At 64.8% G+C, this 16,650-nt stretch carries 15 protein-coding genes; 3 read left to right on the top strand and 12 right to left on the bottom strand.

Going from position 1 to position 16,650, the window contains the following annotated elements; translation table 11 throughout:
- Window positions 1–7: 7 nt before the first annotated feature.
- From ACSLUQ_RS17485 to ACSLUQ_RS17440, 10 genes are all read right to left on the bottom strand, one after another.
- Window positions 8–2,131, bottom strand: a complete 2,124-nt coding sequence (locus ACSLUQ_RS17485; RefSeq protein ID WP_461809253.1) for a methyl-accepting chemotaxis protein — start codon at window positions 2,129–2,131, stop codon at window positions 8–10.
- A 203-nt stretch (window positions 2,132–2,334) separates the two neighbouring features.
- Window positions 2,335–3,312, bottom strand: a complete 978-nt coding sequence (locus tag ACSLUQ_RS17480) for an ABC transporter substrate-binding protein (RefSeq protein ID WP_417771235.1) — start codon at window positions 3,310–3,312, stop codon at window positions 2,335–2,337.
- 34 nt (window positions 3,313–3,346) lie between these two features.
- On the bottom strand, window positions 3,347–4,483 hold the full coding sequence (locus tag ACSLUQ_RS17475) for an ABC transporter permease (protein ID WP_417771236.1): 1,137 nt from the start codon (window positions 4,481–4,483) through the stop codon (window positions 3,347–3,349).
- Window positions 4,480–5,349, bottom strand: coding sequence for an ABC transporter permease (locus tag ACSLUQ_RS17470; RefSeq protein ID WP_417771698.1), 870 nt, complete (start codon window positions 5,347–5,349; stop codon window positions 4,480–4,482). The genes ACSLUQ_RS17475 and ACSLUQ_RS17470 overlap by 4 nt, the downstream gene beginning before the upstream one ends.
- 87 nt (window positions 5,350–5,436) lie before the next feature.
- Window positions 5,437–6,228, bottom strand: coding sequence for an ABC transporter ATP-binding protein (locus ACSLUQ_RS17465; protein WP_417771699.1), 792 nt, complete (start codon window positions 6,226–6,228; stop codon window positions 5,437–5,439).
- 138 nt (window positions 6,229–6,366) lie between these two features.
- Window positions 6,367–6,693, bottom strand: coding sequence for a hypothetical protein (locus tag ACSLUQ_RS17460; protein ID WP_461809252.1), 327 nt, complete (start codon window positions 6,691–6,693; stop codon window positions 6,367–6,369).
- A gap of 8 nt (window positions 6,694–6,701) precedes the next feature.
- Complete coding sequence (gene hydA / locus ACSLUQ_RS17455) at window positions 6,702–8,159, bottom strand: dihydropyrimidinase (protein ID WP_417771238.1); 1,458 nt, start codon at window positions 8,157–8,159, stop codon at window positions 6,702–6,704.
- Window positions 8,160–8,316: 157 nt separating this feature from the next.
- Window positions 8,317–9,576, bottom strand: a complete 1,260-nt coding sequence (locus tag ACSLUQ_RS17450; RefSeq protein ID WP_461809251.1) for a Zn-dependent hydrolase — start codon at window positions 9,574–9,576, stop codon at window positions 8,317–8,319.
- Between the two features lie 11 nt (window positions 9,577–9,587).
- Window positions 9,588–9,875, bottom strand: a complete 288-nt coding sequence (locus ACSLUQ_RS17445) for a cupin domain-containing protein (RefSeq protein WP_417771240.1) — start codon at window positions 9,873–9,875, stop codon at window positions 9,588–9,590.
- Window positions 9,876–9,879: 4 nt separating this feature from the next.
- Window positions 9,880–11,376: a CoA-acylating methylmalonate-semialdehyde dehydrogenase gene (locus ACSLUQ_RS17440; RefSeq protein WP_461809250.1), complete on the bottom strand. Its 1,497-nt coding sequence runs from the start codon at window positions 11,374–11,376 to the stop codon at window positions 9,880–9,882.
- 663 nt (window positions 11,377–12,039) lie between these two features.
- Between ACSLUQ_RS17440 and ACSLUQ_RS17435 the strand changes: the two genes are divergently transcribed.
- From ACSLUQ_RS17435 to ACSLUQ_RS17425, 3 genes are all read left to right on the top strand, one after another.
- Window positions 12,040–12,708 (top strand): TetR/AcrR family transcriptional regulator, encoded by a 669-nt coding sequence (locus ACSLUQ_RS17435; RefSeq protein ID WP_417771242.1) that lies wholly within the window; start codon window positions 12,040–12,042, stop codon window positions 12,706–12,708.
- 2 nt (window positions 12,709–12,710) lie between these two features.
- Window positions 12,711–13,373 (top strand): HTH-type transcriptional regulator RutR, encoded by a 663-nt coding sequence (gene rutR / locus ACSLUQ_RS17430; RefSeq protein ID WP_461809249.1) that lies wholly within the window; start codon window positions 12,711–12,713, stop codon window positions 13,371–13,373.
- Window positions 13,374–13,473: 100 nt separating this feature from the next.
- Window positions 13,474–14,289 (top strand): lytic murein transglycosylase, encoded by an 816-nt coding sequence (locus tag ACSLUQ_RS17425; RefSeq protein WP_461809248.1) that lies wholly within the window; start codon window positions 13,474–13,476, stop codon window positions 14,287–14,289.
- Here ACSLUQ_RS17425 and ACSLUQ_RS17420 read toward each other — a convergent pair.
- Window positions 14,283–15,257, bottom strand: a complete 975-nt coding sequence (locus ACSLUQ_RS17420; RefSeq protein ID WP_461809247.1) for a DMT family transporter — start codon at window positions 15,255–15,257, stop codon at window positions 14,283–14,285. The genes ACSLUQ_RS17425 and ACSLUQ_RS17420 overlap by 7 nt on opposite strands.
- Window positions 15,254–16,564, bottom strand: coding sequence for an NAD-dependent dihydropyrimidine dehydrogenase subunit PreA (gene preA, locus ACSLUQ_RS17415; RefSeq protein ID WP_461809246.1), 1,311 nt, complete (start codon window positions 16,562–16,564; stop codon window positions 15,254–15,256). The genes ACSLUQ_RS17420 and preA overlap by 4 nt, the downstream gene beginning before the upstream one ends.
- Between the last annotated feature and the right edge of the window lie 86 nt (window positions 16,565–16,650).

Raw genomic sequence — 16,650 nt, 5'->3', positions numbered from 1 at the left:
TACGATCTCAACTTGCCTGGCGAATGTCGCTCAGGAAGCTCTCCACGCTCTTTCGCAGGCGCTCTTCCTCGCTTTGCAGCGCCTCGGCGTCGGAGCGAATCCGCACCGCGACGTTGCCGGTAAGCTGGGCGGCTCGGGAAACGCCGGCGATGTTTCGTGACACATCCTGCGTTCCTGTCGTTGCCTCTTGCACATTCATGGCGATCTCGTTGGTCGCAGCCCCCTGCTGCTCGACGCTGGCGGCGATGTCGCCGGAGATCTTGTTGATCTCCTCGATGGTATGCGAGATTTCGCGAATTGCCTCCACCGCACCGTCGGTTTCACCCTGGACCTGCTGGATCTGGGCGACAATCTCCTCCGTGGCCTTGGAGGTTTGCGTCGCAAGCTCCTTCACTTCCGCCGCCACGACAGCGAAGCCCTTGCCCGCCTCACCGGCGCGCGCCGCCTCGATTGTGGCATTCAACGCCAGGAGATTGGTCTGCTCCGCAATATCGTTGATCAGCTTGACGACCTGGCCGATCCGGCTTGCAGCACTCGAAAGGCCCTCGATCCTGGCATTCGTCTGCTGGGCCTGTGTCACAGCGCTTTCCGCGATATCGGCCGAAGACCGCACCTGACGGGAGATTTCAGACACCGACGCCGAAAGCTCCTCGGCGGCGGCCGCGACCGTGCCCACGTTTGAGGATGCCTCCTCCGACGCCGCGGCCACGGCCGTGCTCTGATGGCTGGTGTCTTCCGCCGCGCCCGTCAATTCCCCCGCAGCCGCGTTGAGATTGACGACCGAATGGGAGACCGACTGAAGAAGCTGAGCCACGGAGGCATCGAAGTCGGCGGTCAATCTGGCCACCGTTTCCGCTCGCGCAATGCGACGGTGCTGCTCCTTTTCCTGCTCGGCCGAAAGCTCCTCGGCACGCGCGGCCTGATCACGGAAGACCTCCAAAGCCTTTCCGATACGCCCGATCTCGTCGGCGCGGCGGGCCGTGTCGATCTCCACCGAGTAGTGTCCGTCGATAAGCGACTGGATGTGACCAAGGGTCAGCTCCACAGGACGACGAATAACACGCTGACCGACGATGTAGAGCGCCGCGGCCACGGTAACCAGCAAGACAAGACCAACGCCAACGATCCAGGCCACGATCGTGTTGGAGGCGACCAGGAGGCTCGACAAGGGAACGGTCACGAGCACCGACCAGGTTTGGCCGGTCTCGCCGATCTTGACCGGAATGATCATCCTCTGCACGCCTTCGCCAAGCGCCTCGGACCAGCCGGCATAGTCGATCGCTCTCCCCTCGCGCACAGCTTTCTGACCGCTATCGAGTCCGGTTTCACGGGCCGCATCGAAGGCATCCGCGAAGGGCTTGCCGATCAGGTCGGTATCGGGATGGGCCACCCAGGTTCCCTGCTGGGATACGAGAGAAACCTGCCCCGTTCCAAGTGGGCGGATGGTGGCAAGCTGCTCGGAAAATCCGGTGGCGAACACATCGATACCGGCCACGCCCAGGACCTTGCCATCATTCATGATGGGCGCGGACATGGAGACACCAATCGCCATCGCATCGCCAACCGGCCAGGTGTAGGGCTCGGTGGCGAACACCTTGCCGGTCCGGTAGGTGCGCGAGAACCACTCCTTGTCTGCGGCGTCGCTCACCTTGCCCGAGGAGTCGGTGACCTCTCCCGTCGGCCTCTCGCCAAAGCTTCCGTCGGGATTGCGAAACACATAGGGACGCCATTGGCCCGTGGCGTCATGCATGTTGTCGGCGCTGGCAAACTCCGCATTGCGTCCGTCCAAGTCATCGGTGACGACAACACCCCAGGCTCCCGAAAGGTTCTTTTCGCCCTTCATCGTCTCGCGAATGATGGCGGTCCATGCGTTCCGGTCCACGTCTCCGGACGCCTTGAGCGCGCTCATGCTCGCGGCCATGCCCTTCGTGATCGTCAGACCGGCCTCGAGTTGCCGGCGGATCGACTGGGCCTCGCGCTCGCCAACTGCCCGCGCTTCGCCGACCGCAATATCACGTGCGATCCGGGCTGACTGCCAGGCGATAACCGAGATGCCGCAAAAGAGAGTCACGATCAGAACAATACTGCTCGTGATTACAAGTTTCACCGTGATAGATGCGTTCTTCAGCATGGGCACCACCAACTTTACATGCACACGCAACCGACTGCTTGCGCGCCTTGTAAAAATTGATAGGGCAAAACCTATAACGCTGGGTAAATAAAGAATATTATGAATATTTCCCCAGCGTCTCAGGTTGTCATTAAATTATTACTCAACTATCGAGATGCAAAATACGAGAGCCGGCAGGTGTGCCGCCGGCTCTCGCGCTCACGTCACATCTTGTCAGTGACCACCGTCGTCGTTGCGCCTTCCGGCTGCCGGGTGATCACCGGGTCGGAGCCGCCGCTCAACAGCGTCTCGACGGTGCGGGTGTAGTCGGCCATGTCGAGCGTGCCGTCGCTGCCCTCGGTCAGCTTGTTGATCTCGCGAACCATGCGCTTCTGGTGCTTCTCGGTCTGGGCGCCGGTGGCGTCGTTCTCCAGAACGATGTCGGCCGCCTCGTCCGGGTTCTCGCGGGCATACTCCCAGCCCTTCATCGACGCGCGCACGAAGCGGGCCATCTTGTCGACGAAGGCCGGGTCGGACAGATTCTCCTCGAGGACATACAGGCCGTCCTCAAGCGTCGCCACGCCCTGGTCTTCATACTTGAAGACGATCAGCTCGCTCTCCGGAATGCCGGCATCGATCACCTGCCAGTACTCGTTGTAGGTCATGGTGGAGATGCAGTCGGCCTGCTTCTGCAGCAGCGGGTCGACGTTGAAGCCCTGCTTGAGCACCGTCACGCCCTTCTCGCCACCCTCGGTCGGGATGCCAAGCTTGCTCATCCAGGCGAGGAACGGATACTCGTTGCCGAAGAACCAGACGCCGAGCGTGCGGCCGGGGAAGTCGTCCGGCGACTTGACGCCCGTCTCCTTCAGGCAGGTCAGCATCATGCCCGACTTCTTGAACGGCTGGGCAATGTTGACGATCGGCACGCCGCGCTCGCGACTTGCCAGCGCCGAGGGCATCCAATCGACGATGACGTCGGCGCCGCCGCCGACAATCACCTGCGGCGGAGCGATGTCCGGGCCGCCCGGCTTGATGGTGACGTCAAGGTTCTCCTCGTCATAGAAGCCCTTGTCCTTGGCCACATAGTAGCCGGCGAACTGCCCTTGCGTGACCCATTTGAGCTGCAGTGTCACCTCGTCGGCGGCATGCGCCTGGGAGAGACCGAAGGCGAATGCCGCGGCCGCAAGCAATGTCTTTCTCATATCAAGCTCCCTCTGGTTTCGGCCCCGTCGCCCGTTATCCCCGGACTGACGGATGCCAGAACGTGACGACCCTCTCGAGAAGGGCCACCAAGCCGTAGAACAGCGATCCTGCGACCGCGGCGACCGCGATCGAAGCCCACACCATATCGACATTCATCCGCCCCACCTCGGTGGAGATGCGAAAGCCCATGCCGACGGTGGGCGTGCCGAAGAACTCGGCGACGATCGCGCCGATCAGCGCCAGCGTCGAGTTGATTTTCAAGGCATTGAAGACGAAGGGCATGGCCATCGGCAACCGCATCTTGACGAGCGACTGGACGTGGTTTGCCGCATAGGTGTGCATGAGATCGTGCTGAATGCGGTCGGCCGCGGCCAGCCCGGTCACCGTGTTCACCAGCATCGGGAAAAAGGTCATGATGACGACGACGGCCGCCTTCGACGGCCAGTCGAAACCGAACCACATGACCATGATCGGCGCGACACCGATGATCGGCAGCGCGGAAACGAGGTTGCCGACAGGCAGCAGCCCGCGCCGCAGGAAGGGAACGCGGTCAACGACAAGCGCCACGAGGAAGCCGGATCCGCAGCCCAGCACATAGCCGACGATGACGCCCTTGAGAAAAGTCTGGCGGAAATCGGCCCACAGGATCGACGGCGAGGCGACCGCCCTCGCCCAGATGTCCGACGGCGGCGGCAGCAGCACCTTCGGCACCGCGAAGCCGGTGACCAGAAGTTGCCAGAGGACCAGCAGCCAGACGCCGAAGGACAGCGGGATCAGCAGCGCCACGATCCGGCGCAGCGCCGCCGAGCGCGGTGAAAGGCCGGCCATTTCCTCAACCGAGACCCAGGCTGTTGCCCAGGCAGCGATGGTGAGGGCCCAGAACCCCACACCGGCCTCGCCCGGATGCTGGCCGATCAGGCTGACCAGCGTCGCGGCGAGGAAACCGGATGCGGCGACCAGAACCACCCAGGCGGAACGGCCGAAAAGCTCGCCGAAACGGTAGATGCCAAGCACGACAATGGCGGTGACGCCGGCAAGGGCGACGAACGGCGCCTCCAGGAACCCGTGCGAGCCATTGTCGGTGACAATCAACGGCAGCATCGTCGCGATCACCGCCAGCAACAGACCGAGAAGCGACAGGAAACGGGCGACGGGGCTCATCCGGGTCATGACGCCATCCCCATGCGCTTGAGCACGATGCGCTCGGCGAGTCCGATCAGCGCCACCAACCCCGCGGCCAGCGCGGCGGCAAGGATCAGCGCCGACCATATCTGCACCGTCTGGCCATAGTAGGACCCGGCGAGAAGCCGCGCGCCGAGGCCGGCAACGGCGCCGGTCGGCAACTCGCCGACGATGGCCCCGACAAGGCTGGCGGCGACGCCGACCTTCATCGAGGTGAAGAGATAGGGCATCGCCGAGGGCAGGCGCAGCTTCCACAGCGTCTGCGCCGCCGAGGCATAATAGGTCTTCATCAAATCGAGCTGGATGGTCTCGGGCGAGCGCAGGCCCTTCACCATTCCCACGGTCACCGGGAAGAAGGAAAGATAGGTGGAGATGAATGCCTTGGGCAGCAGGCCCGAGATGCCGACCGCGTTCAGGACGACGATGATCATCGGTGCGATGGCGAGGATGGGGATTGTCTGGGACGAGATCACCCAGGGCATCAGGCTCTTGTCGAGCACCCGGCTGTGCACCACGCCGATCGCGAGCACGATGCCGAGCGTCGTGCCGAACAGGAAGCCGAGCAGGGTCGAGGAGAGCGTGATCGAACTGTGGTAGATAAGGCTGCGCTTGGAGGTGACGTTCTTCTCGACCGTCGTGTTCCAGATCTCGACCGCCACCTGGTGCGGAGCCGGCAGGACGGGACGCTCCTGCGCCAGCGTATCGGCGACAAGCCGGGCCAGCGGTACGTCTTCCAGTCCGCCGCGCTTGTAGGTGTCGCGCTGGAATGGCGTGTTGAGCAGCACGGCGGAGAGATACCATACGGCGATGATCGCGACGACGATGACCAGCACCGGCCCGGCCGTGCCCGACATCAGCCGCGCAAAGGGCGAACGGCTCGGCGCATGCAACGTTGCCGCGGTCATGTCGCCGTTCCCGTTTCGCGACGGGTCGTCTCGGCCTCAGTCCTCATAGCTGTGTCCCGCCCGCAGGCCTTCGCGAACGCGATGGGCGACCTCGAGGAATTCCGGCGTCTCGCGAATGTCGAGCGTGCGCTGGCGCGGCAGCGGACTGTCGATCACATCGTAGACCCGCCCCGGACGCGGGCAGAGCACGACGATCTTGGTCGACAGGAACACGGCCTCCGGGATCGAGTGTGTGACGAAGACCACGGTCTTGTTCGTCTTTGCCCAGAGTTTGAGCAATTGCTCGTTGAGGTGATCGCGCACGATCTCGTCAAGCGCGCCGAAGGGCTCGTCCATCAGCAGCAGGTCGGGGTCGAAGGAAAGCGCGCGGGCGATGGAGGCGCGCTGCTGCATGCCGCCCGAAAGCTGCCAGGGATACTTGCGCTCGAAGCCGGAAAGATTGACCAGCTCCATGTTGCGCCGGATGCGCTCTTCCCGCTCGGCTTTCGGAAAGCCCATGATCTCCAGCGGCAGGGCGATGTTGTCGGCAATCGTGCGCCAGGGATAGAGGGCGGCGGCCTGGAAGACATAGCCGTAGGCGCGGGCGAGCCGCGCCTCGTGCGGGGTCATGCCGTTGACCGAGATCGTCCCGCCGGTCGGCTGCTCCAGATCGGCGATCACCCGCAAAAGCGTGGTCTTGCCGCATCCCGACGGACCGATGAAGGAGACGAAGTCCCCCGGCGCAACCTCCAGGTCGATGTCGGACAGCGCGTGAACCGGCCCGTCCCCGGTCTCGAAGGTCAGCGACAGATTGTCGATGTCGATGACGGGCGCGATTGCCTGTTCCATGTGTGCGGCCCCCGTTTGAGAGGTTGTCATGTCGATACGGAACTCCTCACGGCACCCCTCAACGGGAGGCTCTCAAGCCTGCACGGTGACGACACACTGGTGTTTCGCGCAGATGCATCTGCTCGCGCGCCGCCGATTTCACTCTAGCAAGATCCGACTAGCAAGATCCGAGCCAGCGTCCGGCCAGCCCGCAATCCTTGTCATGCATTCCTTGTGGGCGACGACACGGTCGAAAAATCCGACCCTGTCGCCCGACAGCAGGCTGTGACCGCGGGCTGGCACCGTCACCCAGTCCTCGTGCGGCACATGCGACTTGCGGGTCTTGTTCGGCTTCGCCAGGCACGCCGCGCGGCGTAGAAAGACCTTTGTGCCTGAGAGCAGCCAGTCGTGAACTTCGCTGGACGCGAAGACCGCTTGCGCCAACGGCTCAGGATACTGCGGCGCTTTCTCCGAATAGCCTGGCATATCCCGCCTCACACGCCGCTTTGCGGAATGCCCGTGCGCTCGACCTTGCGCGGCGCGGTGAGTTCCTTCCAGGTCGACAGCGCCTTGTTGACCGCCTGGAACGGCTCGCGGGCGACGAACTGGCCGTGCCCCTGTTGCGTCTTCACGGTTCCGTCCTCGATGGCGAGCTGGCCACGGGTGAGCGTGAACCGCGGCAGGCCCTTTACCTTCTGTCCCTCGAAGACATTGTAGTCGATCGACGACTGCTGGTTCGCCGCGGAGATGGTCTTCTCCTTCGCCGGGTCCCAAACCACGATGTCGGCATCCGCGCCAACGAGGATCGCGCCCTTCCTGGGGTAAAGGTTGAGGATCTTGGCGATGTTGGTCGAGGTGACGGCCACGAACTCGTTCATGGTGAGCCGGCCGGTCGCCACGCCATGGGTCCACAGCATGGGCAGCCGGTCCTCCAGCCCGCCGGTGCCGTTCGGGATCTTGGTGAAATCGCCGATACCGGTGCGCTTCTGCTCCGTGGAGAAGGCGCAATGATCGGTGGCAACGCAGGACAACGACCCTGACTGCAATCCGGCCCAGAGGCTTGCCTGATGCTGCTTGTTGCGGAACGGCGGCGACATCACCCGACGTGCCGCGTGATCCCAGTCCTTGTCGAAATACTCGCTCTCGTCGAGCGTCAGATGCTGGATCAGCGGCTCGCCGTAGACGCGCTTTCCCTGCTGGCGGGCACGGCGGATCGCTTCATGGCTTTCCTCGCAGGAGGTGTGCACGACATAGAGCGGAACGCCGGCCATGTCGGCGATCATGATCGCCCGGTTGGTCGCCTCGCCCTCGACCTGCGGCGGGCGGGAGTAGGCATGGGCCTCGGGGCCGTTGTTTCCTTCCGCGAGAAGACGGGCGGAGAGATCGGCGACCACGTCGCCGTTCTCGGCGTGAACCAGCGGCATCGCACCCAGCTCGGCGCAGCGCTGGAACGAGGCATACATCTCGTCGTCCTGCACCATCAGCGCGCCCTTGTAGGCCATGAAGTGCTTGAAGGTGTTGATGCCCCTCTCGCGGACGACTGTCTCCATCTCGTTGAAGACCTGCTCCCCCCACCAGGTGACCGCCATGTGGAAGGAGTAGTCGCAATTGGCGCGGGTGGACTTGTTGTCCCACATGGTCAGCGCCTCGAGCAGGGACTGGCCCGGCGCCGGCAGGCAGAAGTCGACCACCATCGTCGTGCCGCCGGCAAGGCCGGCCCGCGTGCCGCTCTCGAAGTCGTCGGAGGAATAGGTGCCCATGAAGGGCATTTCCAGATGGACATGCGGGTCGATGCCGCCCGGCATGACGTAGCAGCCGGTCGCGTCCAGCACCTCGTCGCCGGCAAGGTCGGGTCCGATCTCGACGATCACGCTGCCGTCGATCTTCACGTCGGCCTTGTAGGTGAGATCGGCCGTCACGACCGTTCCGCCCTTGATCACCTTCGTTGCCATTGCCGTTCCCCTCTCTGGTCTGTTTGCGGACCTTCAGGCCCTCATGTTCCGGCCCTTGCGCCCTCCTCGGTGGCGCGTCGTCACGCCTCACCCCCTCTTCGGCTCTCCGGGACGGGATGGGCTCAGGCGGCGCCCGGCCCGCCGGGCCCTTGTTGGCTCACTCCACGATCTCCGCCGCCTCCAGCACCGCGTGCAGCAGCACGTCAGCACCGGCCTTGGCCCAGTCCCTAGTGATTTCCTCCGCCTCATTGTGCGACAGGCCGTCGACGCAGGGGCACATGATCATCGCCGTCGGCGCGACCTTGTTGACCCAGCAGGCGTCGTGGCCGGCGCCCGAGATGATGTCCATGTGGCTGTAGCCGAGCCTCTCGGCAGCACCGCGCACGGCCTTGACGCAGGTCTCGTCGAAGGTCACCGGGTCGAAATGGCCTACCGCCTCGATCTCGACGCCAAGACCGAGATCCTCGGCGATCTTCGGCGCCTTCTCCTCGAACTCCGCCTTCATGGCATCAAGCGTCGCCTGGTCGGGAGAGCGGAAATCGATGGTGAAGACCACCTTGCCCGGAATGACGTTGCGCGAGTTCGGATAGACATCGCAATGGCCGATCGCACCCACGGCGCGCGGCTGGTGCTTCATGGCGATCTCGTGGACCAGCTCGGTCATGCGCGCCATGCCGAGGCCGGCGTTCTTGCGCATCGGCATCGGCGTCGAGCCGGTGTGGCTGTCCTTGCCGGTGACCGTCACCTCAAGCCACCACAGCCCCTGGCCATGGGTAACGACGCCGATGTCCCGGCCTTCGGCTTCGAGGATGGGCCCTTGCTCGATGTGCAACTCGAACATCGCGTGGATTGCATCCTTGCGCGCGCCGACGGGCTCGTCGCCGACCCAGCCGATGCGCTTGAGTTCGTCGCCGAAGCGCTTGCCCTCCGCGTCCTTGCGGTCGTAGGCCCACGCCTCCTCATGGGTGCCGGCGAAAACGCCGGAGGCCAGCATGGCGGGGGCGAAACGGGTGCCTTCCTCGTTGGTCCAGTTGGTGACGACGATGGGCCGCCTGGTCCTGATGCCGAGGTCGTTCAGCGTGCGCACCAGCTCCAGCCCGCCGAGAACACCGAGCACGCCGTCATATTTGCCGCCCGTCGGCTGGGTATCGAGATGCGAGCCGACATAGACGGGCTTGGCGTCGGGGTCGGCCCCCTCGCGGGTCATGAACATGTTGCCCATGGTGTCGACGCCCATGGAAAGATCGGCATCCGCGCACCACTTGCGGAAAAGCTCGCGCCCTTCCTTGTCCGCGTCGGTCAGCGTCTGGCGGTTGTTGCCGCCGGCAACGCCGGGTCCGATCTTCGCCATCTCCATGAGGCTGTTCCAAAGCCGCTCGGCATCGATGCGGATGTTCTTGCCCGGTGCTGCTGCCATGACGCGCGCTCCTATTTCAGTTCGGTTTCGATAAAGGACATCGTCGCCGTGCCCTCGTTGACAACATTGTGCTCGACACCCTCGTCGCGGCGGTAGACCGTGCCGGCGGGCATGGTGACCGACCGGCTCGCGCCTCCAGGCTCCTCGAGCAGCATGTTGCATTCGCTCAGTGTCGTGATGACATAGTCCATGGCATGACGGTGCCATCCGGTCTCCGCGCCCGGTGCGAAGTCAAAGCGGGTAACGCGGACTTTCGCATCGTCGATCAGCGTCGTGGCCTGCACCTGCGGTCGACTCATGACCTCACTCCATGTTCGGGAAAGTGTAGACGGCACCGTCCTTTATGCCTGCCGGCCAGCGCGTCGTCACGGTCTTCAGGCGCGTGTTGAAGCGCACTCCCTCCTCGCCGTAGATCGAATGGTCGCCGAACAGCGAGCGCTTCCAGCCGCCGAACGAGAAATAGGCGACAGGCACCGGGATCGGCACGTTGATGCCGACCATACCCACCTCGATGCGGTCGGCGAAGGCGCGCGCGGCATCGCCGTCGCGGGTGAAGATCGCGGTGCCGTTGCCGTATTCGTGCTCGTTGATAAGATCGAGCGCTTCCTCATAGTCCTTGGCGCGCACCACCGAGAGCACGGGGCCGAAGATCTCTTCCTTGTAGATCGTCATGTCCTTCGCCACGCGGTCGAACAAGGTTCCACCGACGAAATAGCCGTTCTCGTAGCCCTGCAGGGAGAAGCCGCGCCCGTCGACGAGAAGCTCGGCGCCCTCCTTCTCGCCCTGGTCGATATAGGACAGCACCTTGCGCATGTGTGCCTCGGTGACGACGGGACCCATCTCGGCGTCCTTGTCGGTCGCGGGACCGATCTTCAGCGCCTGCACGCGGGGAACCAGCTTCTCGACCAGCGCGTCAGCGGTCTTCTCGCCGATGGGAACGGCAACCGAGATCGCCATGCAGCGCTCGCCGGCAGAGCCGTAGCCCGCGCCCATCAGCGCGTCCGCCGCCTGGTCCATGTCGGCGTCCGGCATCACGATCATGTGGTTCTTGGCACCACCCAGCGCCTGCACCCGCTTTCCGTTCGCCGTGCCGGTCGTATAGACATATTCGGCGATCGGCGTGGAGCCGACGAAGGAGACGGCCTTGACGTCGCGGTGGGTCAGCAGCACATCGACGGCTTCCTTGTCGCCGTGAACGACATTGAGAACACCTTCGGGAAAGCCAGCCTCTCGGAACAGGTCATAGACTGCCATGACAGCGGAGGGATCGCGCTCCGACGGCTTCAGGACGAACGTGTTCCCGCAGGCGACCGAGATCGGATACATCCACAAGGGCACCATCGCCGGGAAGTTAAACGGCGTGATGCCGGCGACGACACCAAGCGGCTGGCGGTCGGAATAGCTGTCGATGGCCGGCCCGACATTGCGGGCAAACTCGCCCTTCAGCAGATGCGGAATGCCGCAGGCGAATTCCACCACCTCGATGCCGCGCGCGATCTCGCCAAGCGCGTCGTCATGGGTCTTGCCGTGCTCCGCCGAGATTGCCCTGGCGATGTCGTCGGCATGGGCGGTGAGCAATTCCTTGAAGCGGAACATGCAGCGCGCGCGCTTCAGCGGCGGCGTGTCGCGCCAGGCCGGAAAGGCCGCGCTGGCGGCGGCGATCGCCTCCGCGACCTCATCGGCGGTGGAAAGCGGCAGCGTCGCCGTGCGCTCACCGGTCGCCGGGTTGAACACCCCTTGCGTACGGATCGAGCGGGAGACGACGCGCCGGCCGCCGATGGCGTTTTCGATGGTTGTCATGAATTCAGGTCCAGGCTTGCCGGCCCGCACCGGTCACCGGCGGTCCCGCGGGCCCCGCCGCGTGCGCCGGCGGCGAACCGCGATGTCTTCTTGATTGGAGTGCGTGCCGCGAACGGCGGCCCGAAGGCGTCGGACTTGCTGCTGGCGGATGCCGGCTGCGACATGAACCCTCCCTCGGACAGGCCTGCCACGCGGCAGGCGTCCCGTTGTCACGGGGCGACGGATCGACAGGACAGCTCCACGCCGGGGCAGGTTGCCCCCCGGGCCAGCCATGCGTCAGCAATCCCGCGCGAAGTCGACCTTCGCAGCGAAGCCTGACACGACCGTACGGACAATGCCGAAAGGTCGCTCCGTTCCCCTTCATCGCCGCGCGCGACAAGCAATTCCGCCTGCAGGCGCGGCCCAGCCCTCGCAAGATGCTTTGCGAAGACGGTGATCTGGAAGATGCGGCCCCGATCTTTTGTGCCAGTCTACTCTGGCCGCCGGTGGTCCGCAGCGTCTTGACCATTGCGCCAGGGTGAAAAACCTGACCAAATGGTCAAATCGAGCGTAGAAAGGCCTGACCATCCGGTCAAGATCAATTTTTCAGCCTGCCTGCAAATTTGGCGGTCACCGCGTCCTCCGGACCGGCAGGGCAGGCGCAAGGCGACGGCGCGAGGCGCGATGCAGGACACGCAGCGGACACACAAGAGCGCGATCAGGGAAGAAAACGAGCGCGCCATCCTGAAGGCGGCGGAGGAGGTCTTCGCCGAAAGCGGGTTCCGGGGCGCAACGACGGGCATGATCGCCGACCGCGCCGGCATTCCCAAAGCCAACCTGCACTATTATTTCCCGACGAAGGAGACGCTCTACCGCCGGGTGGTGGAGCGCATCTTCAACATCTGGCTCGAGGCGGCGAACTCCTTCGACGAAAACGACGACCCTGTCGAGGCGCTGACCTCCTACATCGCCAAGAAGATGGACATCTCGCGCGCCCACCCGATGGGCTCCAAGGTCTGGGCCAACGAGATCCTGCACAAGGCACCGGTGATTCAGGACTATCTGGAGACGACCCTGCGCGACTGGACCGCCTCGCGCGTCGCGGTGATCGAGCGCTGGATCGCGCAAGGGCGCCTCGCGCCGGTCGATCCGCGCTATCTTCTCTACATGATCTGGTCGACAACGCAGCATTATGCGGACTTCAATCACCAGATCGACACGCTCAACGGCGGCCAACCGCTCTCCGACGCGCAGTTCGAGGCGGCGAAGCGCACGGTGACCGGCATCATCCTGACCGGCATCGGCGCAACGACGGCGGTCCCGGCACGGTGTCAGGCAGTCAAGGAAAGCTGAGAATGGACGGCCCCCTCATCCCCGAAGACGCGCGGACCGCGCAAGACGAGGCGCCGCGCACCCGCATCCAGGAGCGCAACCGGGCGAAGATCCTCGACGCCGCCCTCGGCACGTTTTCGCGCTTCGGCTATCGCGGCGCCCGAGTCGACCAGATCGCCGAGGATGCCGGCATGTCGAAGTCGAACCTGCTCTATTATTTCGGCTCCAAGTCGGCGATCTACAAGGCGGTGCTGGCCGATCTGCTCGACCGCTGGCTGGCGCCCTTGCGCACCCTCGACCCGGACGGCGATCCGCGCCGCGAGCTGACCTCCTACATCGAGGCGAAGCTCCGCTTTTCCGCCGAATATCCGGAGGCCTCGCGCCTCTTCGCCAATGAGGTGATGCAGGGCGCGCCGATGATCCGCGACGTGCTGGAGGGGCCGCTGAAGGCGCTGGTCGACGAGAAATCCGAGGTTCTGCGCCACTGGGCCGAAAAGGGGCTGATCCGCGACGTCGATCCTCCGCATCTCATCTTCCTGATCTGGGCGACGACCCAGCATTATGCCGATTTCGCCACCCAGATCGCCGCCGTCACCGGAACCGGGATCGATGATGCCGCCTTCCGCCGCTCGGCGCTCGACACGCTGACCGGCCTGATCTTCGAAGGTCTCGCCCCGCGCGCGTGACGCCGCGTCGCGCCGCTTGATCTTGCACCGCTGGCCGGTATCCTCTGCCTCATCGCCAAAGCCGGACGGATCTCCCGCCGGCTCCGAAACGGGAGCGCCCATGCGCAAGGTCCTGATTGCCGCCGGCCTGGTCTGCAGTCTTCTCAGTCTTTCCAGCGGCGTAGCCATGGCCGCACGCTGCGGCAACAATGCCGCCGGCTTTCCCCGCTGGCTCGAGGACTTCAAGCGCGAGGCGGTCGCCGCCGGCATCTCGAAGCGGACCGTCAGCTCCGCGCTCGATGGCATGGCCTACAACAGCAAGGTCATCCGGCTCGACCGCAACCAGAAATCCTTCAAGCTCTCCTTCGAGAAGTTCCTGGCCCGACGCGCCCCGCCCTCGACCATCGCCATCGGCAAGCGCCGGCTGAAGCAGCACTGGAACACGCTCGACCGCGTGGAGCGCAAATACGGCGTGCCGAAGGAGGTGATCGTCTCCATCTGGGGGCTGGAATCCGGCTTCGGCGGCTTCATGGGCAACATTCCGGTGTTCTCGTCGCTGTCGTCGCTCGCCTATGACTGCCGTCGGTCGAAGTTCTTCACCAACGAGCTGATGAGCGCCCTGCAGATCGCCGATCGCGGCTACATGCGCATCCCGGAGATGAAGGGGGCCTGGGCCGGTGAAATCGGCCAGACCCAGTTCCTTGCCTCGAGCTACCTGCGTTTTGCGGTCGACTTCGACGGCGACGGACGGCCGAACCTGATCCGCAGCCCCGCCGATGTCTTCGCCTCGACGGCTAACTTCCTGCGCCAGCACGGCTGGCAGAAGGGCGGCGACTGGTCGCCCGGCAGCCACAACTACGGGGTGCTGAAGGACTGGAACCGGGCGGAGGTCTACCGCAAGACCATCGCCTATTTCGCCAGTCAGTTGCGTCAGTAGCGGCGCAGCGCGGAGGCGCGCTGGAGAACGAGCGTCGCCAGCCCGGTGACCAGGACGCCGACGAGCGTCCAGCCCCCGGGCCAGTCCGCCCCGAAGACCAGCGCGGATTCCAGCAACACGAAGCTCGGCAGGAGATAGGTGTAGGCCATCACCGGCCCGGCCGGCAGCCGCAAGCTGGCGTAGGTCGCGAGAAAGAAGCTTGCCGCGGTCGGGAACACCGCGAGGTAGACGATGCCGAGATAGACCCCGGCAGGCACCATGCTCCACTCGGTTTCGCCAAGCGAGCGCCCTCCGTAGGCAAAGAGCAGCACCGCGCCGGTGACGATGATGCGGAAATTGAAGAGCGTCAGCGGCTCGCCTCGGTTCAGCAGCCGCATCAAGGGGGCGTAGAAGGCGTAGGCGGCGACGCCGACCACGAAGATCGCCTCCCCCTTGCCCAGTTCCAGGTGTCCCAGCCGCGAGAGATCCTCGCCGAAGAGCACGAGGAGCGCGCCGACCGCGCCCAGCGCCAGGCAGAAGAGCTGGCGGCGCGAAACCTTCTGGCGCAGCATGACGAAGCCGGCGAGCGTGGTGAAGGCGGGCAGCAGCGTGAACACCGCGCCGGCATTGAGCGCGCTGGTGGTGCGCAACGCCTCGAACATGGTCACGAAGAAGATATCGAGCGACAGGGCGATGACCAGATAGACCGGGATGCGCCGGATCTGCAGCGGCCGCCATTCGCCGCGCAGCGTCACAAGAACGGCGAAGACGACGGCAGCGAGAGAGAAGCGAAGACCCGTCAGCACCGCCGGATCGAGACTTGCCGTGATTGCGTGACCGACCGGAAACGAGGTCGAGACGAGAAAGGCGAAGCCCAGCATGGCGAGATGGGCAAGGCCGGCCTCGCCGTCCGCGCCGGAGACAGTCCCCGGAGTGGCGGCGCCAGGAGCGCCGCCACCGGCTTGCCGGGGGAAGGCCCCCCGTCTCACTCGGCCGCTTCCATCACCCGGTTGGGGTTGTTCGGGTGGGTCGTCCAGTTGGCATAGTCCGGGTCGATGGCCTTGCCGGTGCGCGGATCCGTTCCATCGACCAGCTGCTCCATGGTGATGCAATCCTCGACCGGGCACACCGAGACGCAAAGATTGCAGCCGACGCATTCCTCATCGATCACCTCGAAGTGCCGCAGGCCGTCCTTCGTCGCGGTGATCGCCTGATGGGATGTGTCCTCGCAGGCGATGTGACAGCGGCCGCACTGGATGCAGGCGTCCTGGTCGATGCGCGCCTTGACCACATAGTTGAGGTTGAGCTGCTGCCAGTCCGAGACATTGGGCACCGCCTTGCCGACGAAATCGTCGATGCAGCCATAGCCCTTCTCGTCCATCCAGTCGGAAAGACCGTCGATCATGTCCTCGACGATGCGGAAGCCATAGGTCATGGCGGCGGTGCAGACCTGCACCGTGCCCGCGCCAAGCGCCATGAATTCGGCAGCATCGCGCCAGTTGGTGACGCCGCCGATGCCGGAGATCGGCATGCCACGGGTCGCGGGATCGCGGGCGATCTCGGCCACCATGTTGAGCGCGATGGGTTTCACCGCCGGGCCGCAGTAGCCCCCGTGGGCACCGCGTCCGTCGATCACCGGCGAAGGCGACATCTGGTCGAGGTCGACCGCGACGATGGAGTTGATGGTGTTGATCAGCGACACGGCGTCCGCCCCGCCGGCATGCGCGGCCCGCGCCGGTCCGCGGATGTCGGTGATGTTGGGCGTCAGCTTGACGATCACCGGCATCCGGGTGTGCTGCTTGCACCAGCGCGCCACCATCTCGATGTATTCGGGCACCTGCCCGACGGCCGATCCCATGCCGCGCTCCGACATGCCGTGCGGGCAGCCGAAGTTGAGCTCGACGCCATCGGCCTCGGTTTCCTCGACGCGTCTGAGGATGTCGATCCAGTTCTGCTCCTCGCACGGCACCATCAGCGACACCACCATCGCCCGGTCGGGCCAGTCGCGCTTGACGCGCTTGATCTCGCGCAGGTTCACCTCGAGCGGACGGTCGGTGATGAGCTCGATATTGTTGAACCCAACGAGGTTGCGGTCGCGCCCGTGGATTGCGCCGTAGCGCGGGCCGTTGACGTTGACCACCGGCGGATCCTCGCCCAGCGTCTTCCAGACGACGCCGCCCCAGCCGGCCTTGAAGGCCCGCACGACGTTGTATTCCTTGTCCGTCGGCGGCGCCGAGGCCAGCCAGAAGGGGTTCGGCGACTTGATGCCGAGGAAATTGCTCCGAAGATCAGCCATTGTCTTGTCTCCCCACGTCTTGTTCGGGGGTGAAAAGGGATGGCGGCAGGCGCTCGTGCCAAGGGACGGGCCCGCCGCGAAAGCGG

The sequence above is a fragment of the Stappia sp. ICDLI1TA098 genome (assembly GCF_054880955.1).
Note: the sequence above shows the minus strand (reverse complement) of the source record. Positions and strands in the feature narration are given on the sequence as shown.